Below are 15235 nucleotides of genomic sequence, written 5' to 3'. Positions count from 1 at the left end.
ATTCTGCCGCCATGCTTTTATTCATGCAAAACAATAACTCGGGGCGGAGTCTTGGATGAGCGGAACCACCGGTCTCACCGCCACGGGCTTGTGCAAGCGTTATGGCAAGCGAGAGGTTGTCAGAGATGTGGCGCTTTCCCTGCAACAGGGCGAAATTGTAGGCCTTTTGGGTCCTAATGGTGCAGGGAAGACGACCACGTTTCACATGCTGGTGGGAATTCTGGAGCCCAACCAGGGCGAAGTCCGTCTGGATGGCGCCCCTATAACTCGCTGGCCCTTGCACGAGCGGGCCAATCACGGCATCAGCTATTTGCCCCAGGAAAGTTCGGTTTTCAAAAAACTGAGCGTCTTGCAAAACCTTGAACTGATACTTCAATACACGGGTCTCTCCCGCAAAGAGCAACGGCAGCGTTCAGCAGATTTGCTTCAGGAGCTTGGTATTTCACACCTTGCCGGACAAAAGGCGCTGCACCTTTCCGGTGGTGAGCGCAGGAGGCTGGAAATCGCACGCGCGCTGATCCGTAAGCCTCGCTTCATGCTGCTGGATGAACCATTTGCCGGAATCGACCCTTTGGCTGTAGATGATATTCAAATGATTATAGGTGGGCTGCGTGAGAAGGGCATAGGTGTTTTGATTTCAGACCATAATGTGCGAGAAACTCTCAATATTTGTGACAGAGCTTCACTGGTGTTTGAAGGAAGGGTGATATTGGACGGTGCTCCGGAAGCCATTGTGGCGGATGACCGAGCCCGTAGAGTATACCTGGGCGAAGGCTTCAGTCTCTGATGCCGAATATTGTTGCTCCACCATCTGGAACGGTGTTTCTTTTCTAATCAGCTTATATTTTTAATCTTTTTGTATCTGTTCCGCTTCGGGGAACATGTGATGCGTGTTGCAAGCATGGGCCGGATATGGCACATAAGTTGTTACACCAAATCGCATGTACTGGGCGAAACAGGGATTTGACTTTGAGGCCCGTTCGTTGCATGAAGCCGCCTTCAGCGCAAAACCGTTGGGGGGCGGAATAGGGCGGTTTTTGTTGGTTTAACCCTTATACTCGCCGAAAACGGCATTTGCCTATGGCTCTCGAACTCAGACAACAGCTCAAGCTCACACAGCAACTCGTCATGACGCCCCAGTTGCAGCAGGCGATCAAGCTGCTGCAACTTTCCCGTCTCGAATTGTTGGACACAGTGCAACAAGAGCTGATGGAAAACCCTTTCCTCGAAGAACATTACGAGGACGAGGGGAGAGAGAAGGCCGTTTCGGAAGAGATTCGTCCAGATGCGCCGTCGTCCAGCCAGGAAGAAATCATCCGCAATGCCGACTGGGAAGACTACCTTGGAGAATTTTCAAGTAGCTCCCGTCAAATGCAAATGCGTGAGTCGGAATCTCCTGAAGATCAGCTTTCCCTTGAAGGACGCTACGCAGTAAGACCCTCCCTTGACGGTCATCTCGAGTGGCAATTACGGCTTTCTGATCTGAGTGAAAAAGAGAAAGAAATCGGCGAAGTTGTCATCGGGAACCTGGACACAAACGGGTATCTTCAGGCCTCTGCGGAAGATATTGCGGCAATGTCGAACGCCGATCCCGAAGTTGTGGAAAAAGTCATCCTTGAGATGCAAACTTTTGATCCTGTAGGTGTTGCCGCACGCACCCCTCAGGAATGCCTTTTGGTACAACTCCATTCCTTCGGTATGGATGATGATCCCGTTCTTGTGGAGTTGGTTAAAGAACATCTCGAAGATCTGGAAAAAAAGCGCTACAAACCTCTGTGCCGTAAGTTTAAAATCAGCATGGAGGACATAAAAAATTATCTGGAACAGTTGCAACAGCTCAATCCCATGCCAGGGGCGAGCTTTGGCACTGGTGAACCGTTTTACGTAAGCCCGGATGTGTACGTATATAGATTTGGCGACGATTTCCATATCCTTCTCAATGAAGACGGACTGCCAAAGCTCCAGCTTAATTCTTATTATATGGACAACTTGCAAGGTCCTTCCAAAGACAAGGACTACATGCAGGAAAAAATGCGTTCCGCCATGTGGCTGATGAAAAGCCTTTATCAGCGCCAGCGGACGCTTTATAAAGTAACAGAGAGCATAGTAAAGTATCAGCGTGAGTTCTTTGAACAAGGCGTCACCCGGCTCAAGCCTCTGATACTTAAAGATGTTGCCGAGGACATTGGCATGCACGAATCCACGGTGAGCCGGATCACGACAAGCAAGTACGTGGCTACTCCCCATGGTATTTTCGAGCTCAAGTTTTTCTTTAACAGTGGACTGGGGATGGATGATGGCAGCCAGGTGGGTTCTGAAAGTGTCAAGGCCACCATCAAGCAGCTCATAGGGGAAGAAAACCCCAAAAAACCTTTGAGCGACGAACGCATTGCCGAAATCCTCAAAGACAAGCTGCAGGTCAACATTGCCCGCCGTACCGTTGCAAAATACCGAACCGCTTTGAATATCGAGTCGTCTTCCAAGCGCAAGGAAGCCTTTTAAGTCCGCCATCCACAGGTAGCGAGATTATGAGACCAAGGAGGATATAGTATGAACATCAACTTTTTCTTCAAACAATTCGAACCGTCTGAGCATCTTAAGAAGTATGCTCGCAGACGTTTTGAGAAAATACTGAAATTTTTGAGCAACCAGGAGCAGATCACTGAAGTGAACGTGACTATGCTCGTTGACAAATTTCGGCACAAAGCAGAGGTCGTCATCACCTCCGGGCAGTTGCACATTACTGCCAACGAGGAATCCGAAGACATGTATTCCACCATTGACCTGGTTCTGGACAAGGTTGAAGCGCAACTGCGCAAAGTCCGGGAAAAGAGCAAGGATCATCGTCGGGGCAAAGGTGGCGGAAAAACTCCCCAGCCTGTCCGGATGGAATATATTTCCTTTTCCGAAGGCGAAGGGGGGCAACGTGAACGGACTATCGTCTCCCGCGACGACTACGAGCCCAAGCCAATGAATGTTGACGAAGCCGCCATGCAGCTCGACAACCTTAATTATGAGTTTCTGGTGTTCCTCAATGCTGAGACCGAACGAGTGAACGTCATTTATCGCCGCAAGAACAACGATTTCGGCCTCATTGATCCGGGGTTTTAGTCTCATGAAATTAGGGGATTATCTGGACAAAGAACTGGTGCTGCCTGATCTGAAGGCCAAGACGAAATCTGAAGTCCTGGCTGAGCTTGTGGAACCCATAGGGCATAAAATCCCAGGGTTTGATACGGAAAAAGCACACAAGGTTCTGCTGGAACGGGAATATCTCGGCACTACTGGTATCGGCGATGGCGTGGCCATTCCCCACGGCAAGCTGGAGAGCCTCGATGATATCATTCTTGTGGTAGGACGCAGCCCAGAGGGTGTGGACTTCGAAGCTCTTGATTTCAAACTGTGCAATGTTTTTTTCCTGGTGCTGGCGCCCGAACAGGTCGCCGGCATCCATCTTCGCATCCTGGCGCATATCTCCAGGCTGCTCAAGGATGAGTCCTTCCGGGCATCATTCATGGCCTGTGAGGATAAAGATACGCTCTGGGATTTGCTCTCGCAGACCTAACCAAAATCAAGGCTGTCGCTTCTGCGGCAGCCTTTTTTTATTACCATTGCAGAGAAGAGGGGAATGTCTCGTGCACGCCTATCCGCTGCTCATTGTCACCGGGCTTTCCGGCGCTGGTAAAAGTACGGCCTTGAACGTCTTTGAAGATCTCGGCTTCTTCACCGTGGACGGGGTTCCGGCAAGCATGGCGCCCAAGCTTGTTGGGCTGTTTTCCGGGCAAGATAATCTTGATGTGAAGGGCCTTGTTCTCGGTGTTGATGTGCGCCACAGAAAATATCTGGGCGACTGGAACCAGGCGCTTGAAGAAATTGAAGCCCATGGCGCCAAGCCACAAATAGTTTTTGTGGAGGCGCGTACAGAAGTTCTTGTCCGTCGCTACGCTACCACCAGACGCCCGCACCCTATGGAAGGAACAGATTTAGGGTTGGAGCAGGCTATTGAGTTTGAACGCGATCTTCTGTTGCCCCTGCGACGTAAAGCCGCACTTGTGCTGGACACCTCGCTATACTCTATCCACGATCTTCGCCGTGCCATTCAGGAAAAATGGAGCAGCCTGGAAGCGCCTTCCACTGGTATGCGCATTCATATCGTTACTTTTGGCTTCAAGTACGCCCCACCTTCGGAAGCGGATTTGGTTTTTGATTTGCGTTTTTTACCCAACCCTTATTTCGAGGATAGTCTTCGTGAATTGAGCGGCAAGGATCCAGAAGTTGCATCCTATGTGCTCGATGGGGAGCCGGGTAAGGAATTTTTGCGTAAATTCTTGGATTTTTTGCATTACGTGCTGCCACTTTATCAAGTTGAAGGTCGCTACCGACTGACCCTGGGCATTGGTTGTACTGGCGGGCGCCATCGTTCTGTCGCTGTTGCCGAAAAGGTTTTTGCCTCCATAAAGCAGAAAGGGTACTCGGTTTCCATCGAACACAGGCATCTGGACCTGGGCTAGGCTGTAGTGTAGTCTCCCCCCGATTCAAAGAGAACGCGAGTGCCGTAAGACGTTGCATTGCGGCACTGGCGGGTTTTCCCTATTATGTATGCATGCGATGTACCCACACGTCCTAACAGTTGGGTGGAAAGGGAAAACGCAAGCAGATGCATTGTGTGGACATCACGCTAGATAAGGTGCCAATCGGATGAGTAATAATAGCGAACAGGAAAAGAAGCTTGGCGTCGTCCTCGTGACGCATACAGAATACGGAGCCTGGTTGTTGAAGGCTGCAGAAATGATCCTCGGCCCGCAAGACGGGTGCATGTCTGTGAGTGTCGATGTTTCCAAGAATGTAGAGGAAACCGTCAAGAGCCTGAAAAAATGCGTTGAGCAATGCAACACCGGCGTTGGTGTGATGATTCTCACAGACATGTTTGGCGGCACGCCGACGAATTTGAGTCTTTCACTACTTGGGGGGCAAAAGCTCGAAGTCGTTACAGGCGTCAACCTGCCCATGCTGCTCAAGGTTCTCAACTCCCGGACTGAATCATTGGAAAACATGGCCAATGCAGCCAGAGAAGCTGGGGTGAAAGGTATTGTCGTTGCTGGCGAAATTTTGCGTAGCAAGGTCAAGGATCAATAGCAGATGTTTTGGACCAGGATTGACAACAGATTAGTGCACGGGCAGGTTATCGAAACCTGGATACCCTTCACCAATGCCAAGAGGCTGGTAGTGGCTAACAACGAACTGGCGAAAGACGTTGTGCAGCAAGATATAATGTCTCTGGCCATTCCCCACGGCGTTAAGGCCAACTTTGTTTCTGTAGAAGAGGTTGCCGACTTCCTGCAAAAGCTGAAGCTCAGAGTAGGGAAATCAGACGTGCTTGTGCTTTTCGCCAATTGTCTTGACGCCAGAAAAGCCTATGACGCCGGTCTGGATTTTGGTTTGATCAATGTGGGGAATCTCCACTATGGCCCCGGAAAAAAACAACTCTGCGCCCATGTTGCGCTTTCTTCTGCGGATACGGACTGTCTCGAGTATTTCCAGGATCATGGCGTAGAACTTGATTTCCGCTGTATCCCTTCGGAAAATATTCAGGTAAAGCTGCCATGGTGATGCATAATTTGCCTGATCCCTTTTGGCTTCTTGCCATCAGTTTTTTTTTGCGGTTTTTTCCCTTTTCCGTTTCGCACTGAATATCGGGATTCTGGAGCGCCCCCTGGCTGTTGGATTGATATGGGGCGCCTGCACCGGAGATTTCAGCACGCCTGTTGCAGTCGGCGTGTTTTTTGAGCTTTTCTGGCTGGATCAGATTCCGGCTGGCACTTATATTCCCCCAAATAGTGTTCTGAGCACGTTCCTTTGTCTCAGTCTGTGTGAATATTTCAAACTTTCACAACCAGGAGAGATTGTCTATCCGCTGGTATTAACCATGCCCATGGCCGTGTTGGGCGCCAAGCTTGAATACCAGCAACGTCGCTGGCAGGATGGCGGATATAATTCCCTCTTGCACTGGTCGCGCATGCCGGGCCATCGGCGGCATCCACATAAACCAGAACGCCTTGTACTCTTTTCCCTGGTGCAACTGGTTGCACTAAACCTCGCGCTGTTCACCCTCGGTCTTTTGGCGATTCTTGGAATCCTGCTCCTGCTTGGTCTGGATGACAAAGCCGCCATGCTGGACCTGCCCCTTGGCTGGGCGCATCTATGGTTTCTTGCAGCTATCGGCGGCTTACTGGCGTTACGTGTCAAGCGATCGTATATAATTGTCGCCTGCGGCGTAGTCCTGCTCGCTCTCATCAGCATCCTTTGAAACTGCTAAGTTTTAACGCTTCTCAGAACGGTGCAAGATGGCCGTGAGCCTAGAAGTGGTCAGGAAAATGCTTGGCAGTATCTGCAGATTGTGCTATTTGGCGCAAGCCTTGACAGAAACAGATCAAAGGCACGCGAATTTATAGGTGGACCGGAGCTTGGGTCCGGCAACCATGCGAATCGCGATTGAAACCGAGGATAAATCACAACATTTTGGAGGAGGCTTTATGTCCGTTTACGTATTTGGTCACAAGAATCCGGATACCGACACCATCATCTCTGCTATTGCTGTTGCTGATGTTTTCAGCAAGTACCAAGGCATGGATTGCAAGGCTGTTGCTCAGGGCGACGTGAACCCCGAAAGCAAGTTCGTGCTGGACAAGTTTGGTCTGGCTGCTCCTGAAGTCAAGACCTCTTTCGCCGGCGAAAAAGTTATGCTGGTCGACCATTCCGACTTGGCTCAGAGCCCTGACGATCTGAAGGAAGCCGAGATCGTAGGCATCGTCGACCACCACAAGCTGGGCGACGTCACCACCTCCAATCCTTTGGAAATGTGGGTTTGGCCTGTAGGCTGCACCTGCACCATCATTTACAATATCTACAAGTTCGCTGGCGTCGAGATCCCCAAGGGCATCGCCGGTGGCATGATGTGCGCCATCCTGAGCGACACCGTCATGTTCAAGTCCCCCACCTGCACTGACGCCGACAAGGCTGCTGTTGAAGCCTTGGCCAAGATCGCTGAGGTTTCCGACTACATGGCCCTCGGCCTTGAGATGTTCAAGGTCAAGAGCGCTGTTGAAGGCACCCCGATCCGCGACCTGGTTTTCCGTGACTACAAGGACTTCGACATGGCTGGCAGCAAGGTCGGCATCGGCCAGCTCGAAGTTGTTGATCTGGGCATCCTGGATCCCGTCAAGGAAGACCTCTACGCCGAAATCGGCAAGGTCAAGGCTGAAGGCCGCCACAGCGTGTTCCTGATGCTTACCGACATCATGAAGGAAGGCACCGAACTGTTGATCGTTTCTGACGATCCTTCCGTTGTTGAGAAGGCTTTCGGCAAGGGCGGCGACAAGAGCGTGTGGCTGGATGGCGTGATGAGCCGCAAAAAGCAGGTTGTTCCCAACTTTGAAAAGGCTTTCGGCAAATAAGCTGAGCCTTTCATAGAGTGCATTTCAATGCCTGGCGCGGGAAACCGTGCCGGGCATTTTCTTTTTCAAGATGCAGGTTTTTCGACTGCTTGCTCAATAAATCTTTCCAAACCTCGTATTGCCTCAAGATCATCAAACAATCTGTGTCGGTTTTCCAATGTCCGCTGTCGTAAGGCCTGGCGGGCAGTAGCATCGGAAACCAGCCGGACGGCCATGGCAACATATTCGGGAAGGTTACTTGCAAGACAATCCTCGTGTCCCAACATGCGCAGGACAGCCTGGGTATGGCGCCCCCGCATGCCGCCGGTAGGGCAAGAAATAATCGGTAAGCCACAGGTGGCGGCTTCCATTGCCGTATTGAATCCGCTCCAGCCAATGCTGTCCAAAAATATGTCGCAAATATGATTGAGGTTTAAATAGCCTTCCCGCCCCTGATGGGGAAGTAACGCCAGAAAGTGTTCAGGATCCAGGCCTCGCGCCGTAAACTCCCGGGCAATTCGCTGGTGCAGCATATTGTTGGCGGCCAGCATATGCGCATCTGCAAGAAACACGAACAGACTTTCCGGAACACGCGCCGCAATTTCGGCAAAAACAAAGTCATATTGCGGCAAATACTTGGGCAATGTCTGGGGGCAAAAAAACAACACACGCCCCTTTTCTGGCAGTCCAAAATCACTTGGGGACATGCTTTGCCCATGGTCGCGCAAGGGGGAGTAGCAAACCCCGAGGTTCGGCAGAGGGACAAGCTCCTCACTGTACCAATCTTGAGCGTTATCCGGCTCCATGAGTTCACTGGAAAGAAAATAATCCATGGTCGGCAGCCCTGTGGTCATGGGGTGCCCCAAAGAAACGGCCTGGACAGGGGCAAGTCGCAACGCTGCAAGCCTGGCTGTCGTCGGATCCATGCCCACTTCCGGAAAGAGCAAGGCGTCCACCCTGTCGTCACGAATAGCCCGGCAGATGGCTTCAAAGTCATGGGGCTCATGCCGCAGAACATCAAAGCTTCTGCGTGCGTCCTCACTGCAATGGTCCTGTTTTACCCCGGTGGAATAACCAAAAACTTCAAAACGCTCTCTGTCCAGTGCCTTGGTCCACCCCTTTGTGGGAATCTTCCACACGGAGTGCTCGTGCATGAAGCCACAGACAATACCGACGCGTATGCGCTCCTTGGGAGCGCTGGCAGTCAGGGGGGTGGCGAATTCGGGGTGCCTCGCAGCCATGACCCTGTGCGCCAGTACGCCATAGCGTTTTTGAAGAGGGCGGTCATTCAGCCCCTGATACGTGAGATAAAAAGGTTGATTGGCACCGACAACTGGAGAAACGGCCTGCAACGCTTCTTTCTTTGCAGCAGGAAGGGCGGTTTCCAATCGGGCAAGGGCCTGCTCATATGCGGTTCGCTCGGCAAGCATGGATTGTTCGTCTGAATGCACAATGGAGAGGCGGGCAAATGTGCTGCCCCATAATGCCTGCAACCAGGCGGCAGTATCTTGCTGCGCCACGGTAAGCGCCTGAGAAAAACATTCGCGGCAGTGCTCCATGTCGCCATAAGCCTGCCAGGCATTGGCCAGATTACATAGCGTTGCAGGATCACCGGGGGTGATTTGTAGTGCCCTGTCATATGCCTGGAAGGCCTGCTCCAGTTCTCCGGCGTTTTTATGCGCCACAGCCAGATTGCTCCAGGTCTGGGCGGCTTCAGGCTGCAGATTCAAGGACTGTCGATAGGCGGCGATTGCATCGGGAAAGCGCCCCATCGCAAGGGCGCAGTTCCCCAGCCCATCAAGCGCAGCGGCCGCATCTTCTGGCGAAGCGCCACCTGCCAGCCGGAATGCCTGGGTATGCAGTTCGCTGGCCTGCTCTGGCCGCCCCATTTCTAAGAGCACTATCGCCAGAGCATTCAGAGGGGCAGGAGCTTCGGGTAAAAGCTGTGTTGCCAGCTGCAGGGCCTTTGCAGCGGCAGCCAAGTTGCCGACCGCTCTTTCCAAGAGCCCCAGACTAAGAGCGGCTTCGGCATTATTAGGGGTGTGATCCAGTGCCTTGCGATAGGCGTCCAGGGCGGCCTCGGAATCGCCCGTTGCTTCACAGGCCAAACCAAGCATAAACTGCGCGTCGCCATTTTCCGGGACCAAGGCGACTGCTTTTTCCAGGAGCTTGCGAGCAGCGGCAGGGTTGCCATCGCGTAAGAGAGCCAGACCATTTTGTAACAGTGGGGTTATGGACATGGCTAGGAAGTAGACCAAAACATCTCTTCAAGGCAAGGATACCTGCGCTGTGGGAAATTTTCTGGCAGATGTGAATTAAATCACATGGCGTCTATGCTGCTTTTACGAACAGTGCTTTTTAAACAATAAAAAAAGGGTTTCGACATTTGCCGAAACCCTGAATTTTATTGGTAGCGAGGGAGGGACTTGAACCCCCGACACTGCGGATATGAGCCGCATGCTCTAACCACCTGAGCTACCTCGCCGTACGCTGTGGGGGAGACCCCCCGTCACGAAGAAAGGGACCTTACGCAAAGCGGAAAAAAAATGCAAGTAAAAAACTGATTGAAAAAACAACCATCTGCGCAACCGGTAAAAAAAAGTTTAACCTTGCCAGACCCAAAGCACCAGTGCAGCAAGAATTAGCCGATATACGGCGAAGGGACGTAGTGTCCAGCGCCCCAGAAGGCTGATAAAACCTTTTACGGCAATCCAGGCGGCAAAAAAGGATACAACGAATCCCACTGCGAAAAAGGGAATGTCTCCGGCACTGAGGTAATCCATGCTTTTGAGCAGGTCATACCCCGTTGCTGCAAACATGATGGGCACTGCCGAAATAAAGGAGTACTCTGCCGCCAGCATCCGCTCGGCGCCCAGAAGCATACCCCCCATTATGGTGGAAGCGGAGCGGGAGAATCCAGGCCAGAGGGAGAGACATTGAAAAAGGCCAACACCAAGGGCAAGTTTTGCATTCATGTCATCCAGCGTGTGCGCCTTGGGCTTTCTTGGCAGTGCTTCCACAACAAAAATGGCCAGAGCGCCCACGCCAAGGGCCCACGCCACAGGCACTGGCGCAAACAGCTTTTCCTTGATTGCGTCATGCGCGAGCAGGCCAACGACACTTGCGGGCAAACACGTGAGAAACAGGTACCATAAGCCGCGCACCCCCGCGAATCTGTATCCTGCTTGCGGGCGCACCAGTGAAAGAAATCGTTCTTTATAAATGACGACAACAGCCAATATTGCACCGAGTTGAATGACTATTTCAAAGGTCTCCACCTTTGGGCCTGTCATGCCCAGGAGGTCGCCAGTCAGGATGAGGTGTCCGGTGGAAGAAATGGGAAGAAATTCCGTCAGGCCTTCGACTATGCCCAGTACAAGTGCGGCAAACAGTTCGTACATGCTGTTCTCCGGAAAAAAAGTTAGGAACGCCGCCTTGTATGCCAGCCGAAGCAACGTTGCAAGCGCAAGGGGTTATGGTGTAAAGCCGCGGGACAAGCACGGCCGTTATGGCCGGGAGGATGCAAAAAATGACGACTATCATGCCGGACGATGAATTATTGCGCAAGGCCGTACGCCACATTGACGCCATGCTCAAGAGTGGTGAGCAGAGCTTGGACAAGGCTTTAGATGACGCCGCCATGCGTTTTAATCTAGGGCCGGCTCAATGTGAGTATTTGCGTTCCCTTTTCAAGTCGCAACCAGAAGATAACTAATAACTGCTGAAGATATATTGTGAAACTGCTGCACAGAAGACTGCTGGCAGAGATGACGACACTGTTCGCCATCTGTCTTGCCTCTTTGCTCTCCCTTGTTTTGTTGGGACGCATTCTGCAACTGCGTGAACTCATCATGACACTGGGGCTGAGCCTTATAGACGTTATTCTGCTTTTTTTCTATCTCAGCCCGTTTTTCATGCTGCTGATCGTGCCAGTGGCCTGCATGCTGGCTGTTTTTCTTACCTTTTTACGTATGAGCTCAGACAATGAACTCCTGGCCTTGAAATCCGGCGGCGTCAGCATTTACCGTTTGTTACCCGCCACAGCTGCCTTTTGTCTGGCATGTGCACTGCTTACGCTCTTTACTTCGCTTTATGGGCTTTCCTGGGGCATGGGGCAGTTTCGCGATACCATGATAGACTACGCCCGCAGCAAAACCCGCCTCATGCTGCAACCCGGCGTATTTAACCAGGATTTTCCTAACCTCATGCTATATGCCCGCACCGTGGATATGCACAATGGTTTGCTTGAGCACATCATTGTTGAGGACAGAACCCAGGAAACCGCAACGGTTACCATTCTGGCTCCCGTAGGGCTGTTGAAAAGCGTACCTGGGAGAGGGCAGATGATCATCGCCCTCCAAGATGGACGCATTTACCAGCAGGAAGGCGAGCGTGTGAGTGTGTTGCGTTTTGATAATTATCAGGTGCGATTGGACCTTACCAAAATTTTACGGGATTTCGACATAGACGAGCAGAAACCCAAGGAGATGTCCTGGAAACGCCTGTCCTCGATCAATCGTGAACAGGTACAAGAGCAAGGGCACGACGACAATTACTATCGCAAAGTTCAGGTTGAAGTGCACAAACGTTGGGTGTTTCCCTCCGCTTGTCTGGTGCTTGGGCTTTTTGCACTGCCGCTTGCCTGTGCCTTTGAAGGACTCCGGCGACAACTCGGTTTCTTTTTGGCGCTTGGCTTTTTTCTCGCCTATTATACGCTGCTTTCCCTTGGGCTCAGCCTTGGGGAGGCCGGAACATTGCCTCCCGTCGTGGGACTATGGCTTCCCAATGTGATCTTTCTACTTTTGGGAGGCATAGGCATTCGTATGGCGGGAGAGGAGCGCAGCCTGAATATCATGGAGCGTCTGCGCCACGGGCTGCAACACAAAAAGGCGGTTGAATGATGACGCTGCTGCAGCGCTATCTGTTGCGCCAGAATGCCGTTTTATTGGCTGCCTGTCTGGGCTTGGGCACGGGGGTCTATCTATTGGCCGACCTGTTCGACCGCCTGGATGATTTTTTGGAGGCAGACGTCAGTGCCGGACATATTCTCACCTATTTTGTGGTCAAACTGCCGCTGATTGTTTCGCAGATTTTGCCCGCAGTGTTTTTGCTCGCGTTGCTGCTGCAACTGGGGTTCATGGCTCGCAGTAGAGAACTGATGGCCTTGCAGGCAGGAGGCGTGGCTTTTTCCAAGCTGGTGCGTTTTTTCGTGCTTTACAGTCTTCTCTTTTGTCTTGTGCAGCTGGCTTTTTCCCAATTGGTAGGCGTATACGGGGAGCGCGAAGCAGGGCGGATATGGAAGGAAGAAGTACGCAAAACCCAAATGGACAGGCGTGAGTTGCAGAATGTGTGGTTCAAAGAAGGGCGCTATGTGGTCAAGCTCGATCACACCATTCCATCAAAACAAATAGGGAAAGGGATTACAATCTACGTCCTGGGTGATGCTGGCATGGAATGGGAGCGTATTATCAAGGCGAATTCATTTTCAGGAAGTACAAATGGATGGGTTCTTGAGCAAGCAGAGGTTCTGGACCCCGCCGGTTTCGTGGTGCAACAGCACGACGAACTGGAGTTGCCCCTGAAGCAGGACTTGACCGCTTTTGTCGCCATGGACCCCCATCGCGATCCCACACAGCTGCCACTATGGCAATTGGGGCATGTTATCGACGAGCTCGGCGCTTCGGGCAGTAATGTTGAGGCGTTGCGAACGGTTTGGCACATGAAGGTGTCATATGCATTTTCACTATTGGTGATGGGGCTTATTGCCGTTGCATTGTGTACTGTAACGTCAAATATGTACTTGAGTGTGCTCAGTGGCCTAGTACTGACGTTTACCTATTACGGACTGACCATGGTCTGCGTTTCCATGGGGCAGAAGGGGTTTCTGCCGCCGGCAATCGCAGCCTGGAGCGGCAACGCCCTGTTTTGCGCTGCCGCCGCCTTACGCTTGGTTTGGCATGGCAGGACGCGGGCCGTGTAAAGGGCGCACTACTCCGCGTATTCCAGAATACGTTGCCAAAGTTCGCTGCGTCCTTGGCCGGTTTTGCTTGAGAACAAAAGCGGCGCGCTCCCGGGTAACAATGCTTTCCAATTTTTGACACTAGCCGAGCGCTCCGATTGTTTGCACTTGTCGGCCTTGGTCAAAACGGGAATGATGCGTTTCCCTTGGTTGGAGAGATAAGCGGTCAGTTCACGGTCCAGCCGCTGTGGATCCAGGCGGCAGTCAAGCAGAACAGCCACCGCGCGCAGTTGGTCGCCCGTCAGTTTTATATAGCGGTCTACAAGTTTGGCCCAGTGCTCCCTCTCGCTTTTAGAACAGCGCGCATATCCGTAGCCCGGCAGGTCCACAAGGTGCAAGTTTTCCTGCCCCACTTTGTAAAAGTTCAGACTGCGCGTTTTGCCCGGGGTGGCGCTGATTTTTGCCAGCCCCTTCTTGCGCGCTGCCAGACAGTTGATAAGCGAGGACTTGCCCACGTTGGAGCGTCCGGCCATGGCCACTTGAGCACCCAGAGGCATGTCTTCGAGTTGCTTGATGGTGAAGATTGTTGCCTCAATGGTCAGTTGGGGAGTATTCGTATCGTTCATATTGTCAATATTGGTAAGGGTAATAGAGAGGCTTGACAAGCGCGGCGCATGGGCACCATGTTGTCTTCTGCCGCATTGGCTGGAGCATGCCCATAGGGCGCCAGGATTAAAAGGAGAAGAACATGCCTTATGAAATTCTTGTTGTGAATGGCCCCAATCTGGGAGCCCTTGGCGAGCGTCAGCCTGAAATATACGGTAACCAAGGCATGGATGCTCTGCAAGGGGTGGTGGAGCAACTTTTAGGACAGCATAGCAAGGATGTCATGCTGACCCATTTCCAGTCCAACAGTGAAGGGGCCATCATCGATCGCCTTGAACTGGCTCGCAAGAATGGAATGCATGGTATTGTGCTGAATGCGGGCGCATACACCCACACCAGCCTGGCCTTGGCGGATTGCCTTGCCTGGATCGGCATCCCCACGGTAGAGGTGCATTTATCCAATGTCTGGGCGCGGCCTGAGCCCATACGCCACCAAAGTTACATCGGAAAACACGTCATCGGAGTCATTGCCGGATTCGGCATCATGAGCTATGGGCTTGCGGTGCAGGCGCTCTGGAGTCACCTGGGCGGCCCAGTTATGACGGCTTGACACTAGCTAAAGTTTCGCTTTAACTTTTACACAAAAAAAGGAATATCAAATGCTTTCGACCACGAATTTTAAGCGCGGCCTCAAGATCGAGATCGACGGCACCCCATACGAAATCGTGGAGTTTCAACACGTGAAGCCAGGCAAAGGGGGCGCTTTCGTTCGGACCAAGCTGCGCAATATGCTCAATGGTCGCATTACTGAGCAAACCTTCCGTTCCGGTGAAAAGGTTAGCAAGCCGGATATGGAAACCAGGACCATGCAGTACCTCTACAAAGAGGGTGAGGATTTTGTGTTCATGGACATGACCACCTATGAGCAAATGCACATCGCTGAAGAGAGCACCGGTGGCAAAGGTGGTTATCTGAAAGACGGGCAGGAAGCCAAGGTCCTTCTTTACAACGGGAATCCCATGGATGTGGAAATCGCCGCTTCCGTTGTTCTGGAGGTTGTGGATACCGAGCCCGGCGCCAAGGGAGACACCGTCAGTAACGTCACCAAGCCTGCAGTCCTGGAAACCGGCCTGACAGTCAACGTTCCTTTGTTTATTAATATTGGTGACAACATCAAGGTCGACACCCGCTCCGGTGATTACCTCGGCCGCGAATAGTTAAAATAAAAGAATAGTTT

Annotated in this window: 17 protein-coding genes and 1 tRNA gene; 14 read left to right on the top strand and 4 right to left on the bottom strand. The window is 52.1% G+C overall.

Features of this window, described 5'->3' with window-relative positions; genetic code table 11:
- The first annotated feature begins 55 nt into the window (after positions 1–55).
- The 9 genes from lptB to ACZ5EH_RS18980 all read left to right on the top strand — a co-directional run bounded on the left by lptB (position 56) and on the right by ACZ5EH_RS18980 (position 7454).
- Positions 56–787: an LPS export ABC transporter ATP-binding protein gene (gene lptB, locus ACZ5EH_RS19020; protein ID WP_464275453.1), complete on the top strand. Its 732-nt coding sequence runs from the start codon at positions 56–58 to the stop codon at positions 785–787.
- Positions 788–1080: 293 nt separating this feature from the next.
- Positions 1081–2502 carry an RNA polymerase factor sigma-54 gene (gene rpoN, locus ACZ5EH_RS19015; protein WP_464275452.1) on the top strand — a complete coding sequence of 474 codons (1422 nt, stop codon included), beginning with the start codon at positions 1081–1083 and terminating at the stop codon, positions 2500–2502.
- A gap of 48 nt (positions 2503–2550) precedes the next feature.
- On the top strand, positions 2551–3111 hold the full coding sequence (gene hpf, locus ACZ5EH_RS19010; RefSeq protein WP_464275451.1) for a ribosome hibernation-promoting factor, HPF/YfiA family: 561 nt from the start codon (positions 2551–2553) through the stop codon (positions 3109–3111).
- A 4-nt stretch (positions 3112–3115) separates the two neighbouring features.
- Positions 3116–3565 carry a PTS sugar transporter subunit IIA gene (locus ACZ5EH_RS19005; protein ID WP_464275450.1) on the top strand — a complete coding sequence of 150 codons (450 nt, stop codon included), beginning with the start codon at positions 3116–3118 and terminating at the stop codon, positions 3563–3565.
- 70 nt (positions 3566–3635) lie between these two features.
- Complete coding sequence (gene rapZ / locus ACZ5EH_RS19000) at positions 3636–4511, top strand: RNase adapter RapZ (protein ID WP_464275449.1); 876 nt, start codon at positions 3636–3638, stop codon at positions 4509–4511.
- A gap of 187 nt (positions 4512–4698) precedes the next feature.
- On the top strand, positions 4699–5136 hold the full coding sequence (locus ACZ5EH_RS18995; RefSeq protein ID WP_464275448.1) for a PTS sugar transporter subunit IIA: 438 nt from the start codon (positions 4699–4701) through the stop codon (positions 5134–5136).
- 3 nt (positions 5137–5139) lie between these two features.
- Complete coding sequence (locus tag ACZ5EH_RS18990; protein WP_464275447.1) at positions 5140–5610, top strand: PTS sugar transporter subunit IIB; 471 nt, start codon at positions 5140–5142, stop codon at positions 5608–5610.
- A gap of 22 nt (positions 5611–5632) precedes the next feature.
- The gene (locus tag ACZ5EH_RS18985) at positions 5633–6307 is read left to right on the top strand and encodes a PTS sugar transporter subunit IIC (protein WP_464275446.1); all 675 of its coding nucleotides are present in this window, start codon (positions 5633–5635) and stop codon (positions 6305–6307) included.
- Positions 6308–6533: 226 nt separating this feature from the next.
- Entirely contained in the window at positions 6534–7454 is a 921-nt protein-coding gene (locus ACZ5EH_RS18980) for a manganese-dependent inorganic pyrophosphatase (protein ID WP_464275445.1), read from the top strand.
- A gap of 65 nt (positions 7455–7519) precedes the next feature.
- Here the strand turns inward: ACZ5EH_RS18980 and ACZ5EH_RS18975 are convergent, their stop codons facing one another.
- The 3 genes from ACZ5EH_RS18975 to ACZ5EH_RS18965 form a co-directional block, all read right to left on the bottom strand.
- Positions 7520–9691, bottom strand: a complete 2172-nt coding sequence (locus ACZ5EH_RS18975; RefSeq protein WP_464275444.1) for a tetratricopeptide repeat protein — start codon at positions 9689–9691, stop codon at positions 7520–7522.
- Positions 9692–9841: 150 nt separating this feature from the next.
- Positions 9842–9918, bottom strand: a tRNA-Met gene (locus tag ACZ5EH_RS18970).
- A 118-nt stretch (positions 9919–10036) separates the two neighbouring features.
- Positions 10037–10834, bottom strand: coding sequence for an undecaprenyl-diphosphate phosphatase (locus tag ACZ5EH_RS18965; RefSeq protein ID WP_464275443.1), 798 nt, complete (start codon positions 10832–10834; stop codon positions 10037–10039).
- 128 nt (positions 10835–10962) lie between these two features.
- On the opposite strand from ACZ5EH_RS18965, the gene ACZ5EH_RS18960 reads away from it, so the two are divergent.
- Genes ACZ5EH_RS18960 through ACZ5EH_RS18950 form a run of 3 tightly spaced genes read left to right on the top strand, consistent with a single transcriptional unit; the run spans position 10963 to position 13413 of the window.
- Complete coding sequence (locus tag ACZ5EH_RS18960) at positions 10963–11148, top strand: hypothetical protein (protein WP_464275442.1); 186 nt, start codon at positions 10963–10965, stop codon at positions 11146–11148.
- 19 nt (positions 11149–11167) lie between these two features.
- A complete protein-coding gene (gene lptF, locus ACZ5EH_RS18955; RefSeq protein WP_464275441.1) occupies positions 11168–12334 on the top strand; it encodes an LPS export ABC transporter permease LptF in 1167 nt (388 codons plus the stop codon).
- Entirely contained in the window at positions 12331–13413 is a 1083-nt protein-coding gene (locus ACZ5EH_RS18950; protein ID WP_464275440.1) for an LptF/LptG family permease, read from the top strand. The genes lptF and ACZ5EH_RS18950 overlap by 4 nt, the downstream gene beginning before the upstream one ends.
- An 8-nt stretch (positions 13414–13421) precedes the next feature.
- Here ACZ5EH_RS18950 and yihA read toward each other — a convergent pair whose 3' ends face one another.
- Positions 13422–14018, bottom strand: a complete 597-nt coding sequence (gene yihA / locus ACZ5EH_RS18945) for a ribosome biogenesis GTP-binding protein YihA/YsxC (protein ID WP_464275439.1) — start codon at positions 14016–14018, stop codon at positions 13422–13424.
- A 122-nt stretch (positions 14019–14140) separates the two neighbouring features.
- Between yihA and ACZ5EH_RS18940 the strand changes: the two genes are divergently transcribed.
- Together ACZ5EH_RS18940 and efp are read left to right on the top strand one after the other, a co-directional pair.
- Positions 14141–14608: a type II 3-dehydroquinate dehydratase gene (locus ACZ5EH_RS18940; protein ID WP_464275438.1), complete on the top strand. Its 468-nt coding sequence runs from the start codon at positions 14141–14143 to the stop codon at positions 14606–14608.
- Positions 14609–14657: 49 nt separating this feature from the next.
- Positions 14658–15215, top strand: coding sequence for an elongation factor P (gene efp, locus ACZ5EH_RS18935; RefSeq protein WP_464275437.1), 558 nt, complete (start codon positions 14658–14660; stop codon positions 15213–15215).
- Positions 15216–15235: the final 20 nt, after the last annotated feature.

The sequence above is a fragment of the Desulfovibrio biadhensis genome (assembly GCF_055388615.1).
The sequence above is the reverse complement of the archived record's forward strand: the minus strand, read 5'-3'. Positions and strand labels throughout refer to the sequence as shown.

Coding starts and splice junctions, on each gene's coding strand:
- ACZ5EH_RS18995 (WP_464275448.1), top strand. CDS start 4,699: ATGAGTAATAATAGCGAACAGGAAAAGAAGCTTGGCGTCGTCCTCGTG.
- lptB (WP_464275453.1), top strand. CDS start 56: ATGAGCGGAACCACCGGTCTCACCGCCACGGGCTTGTGCAAGCGTTAT.
- yihA (WP_464275439.1), bottom strand. CDS start 14,018: ATGAACGATACGAATACTCCCCAACTGACCATTGAGGCAACAATCTTC.
- ACZ5EH_RS19005 (WP_464275450.1), top strand. CDS start 3,116: ATGAAATTAGGGGATTATCTGGACAAAGAACTGGTGCTGCCTGATCTG.
- ACZ5EH_RS18940 (WP_464275438.1), top strand. CDS start 14,141: ATGCCTTATGAAATTCTTGTTGTGAATGGCCCCAATCTGGGAGCCCTT.
- efp (WP_464275437.1), top strand. CDS start 14,658: ATGCTTTCGACCACGAATTTTAAGCGCGGCCTCAAGATCGAGATCGAC.
- ACZ5EH_RS18990 (WP_464275447.1), top strand. CDS start 5,140: ATGTTTTGGACCAGGATTGACAACAGATTAGTGCACGGGCAGGTTATC.
- ACZ5EH_RS18960 (WP_464275442.1), top strand. CDS start 10,963: ATGACGACTATCATGCCGGACGATGAATTATTGCGCAAGGCCGTACGC.
- ACZ5EH_RS18980 (WP_464275445.1), top strand. CDS start 6,534: ATGTCCGTTTACGTATTTGGTCACAAGAATCCGGATACCGACACCATC.
- hpf (WP_464275451.1), top strand. CDS start 2,551: ATGAACATCAACTTTTTCTTCAAACAATTCGAACCGTCTGAGCATCTT.
- ACZ5EH_RS18965 (WP_464275443.1), bottom strand. CDS start 10,834: ATGTACGAACTGTTTGCCGCACTTGTACTGGGCATAGTCGAAGGCCTG.
- rpoN (WP_464275452.1), top strand. CDS start 1,081: ATGGCTCTCGAACTCAGACAACAGCTCAAGCTCACACAGCAACTCGTC.
- ACZ5EH_RS18950 (WP_464275440.1), top strand. CDS start 12,331: ATGATGACGCTGCTGCAGCGCTATCTGTTGCGCCAGAATGCCGTTTTA.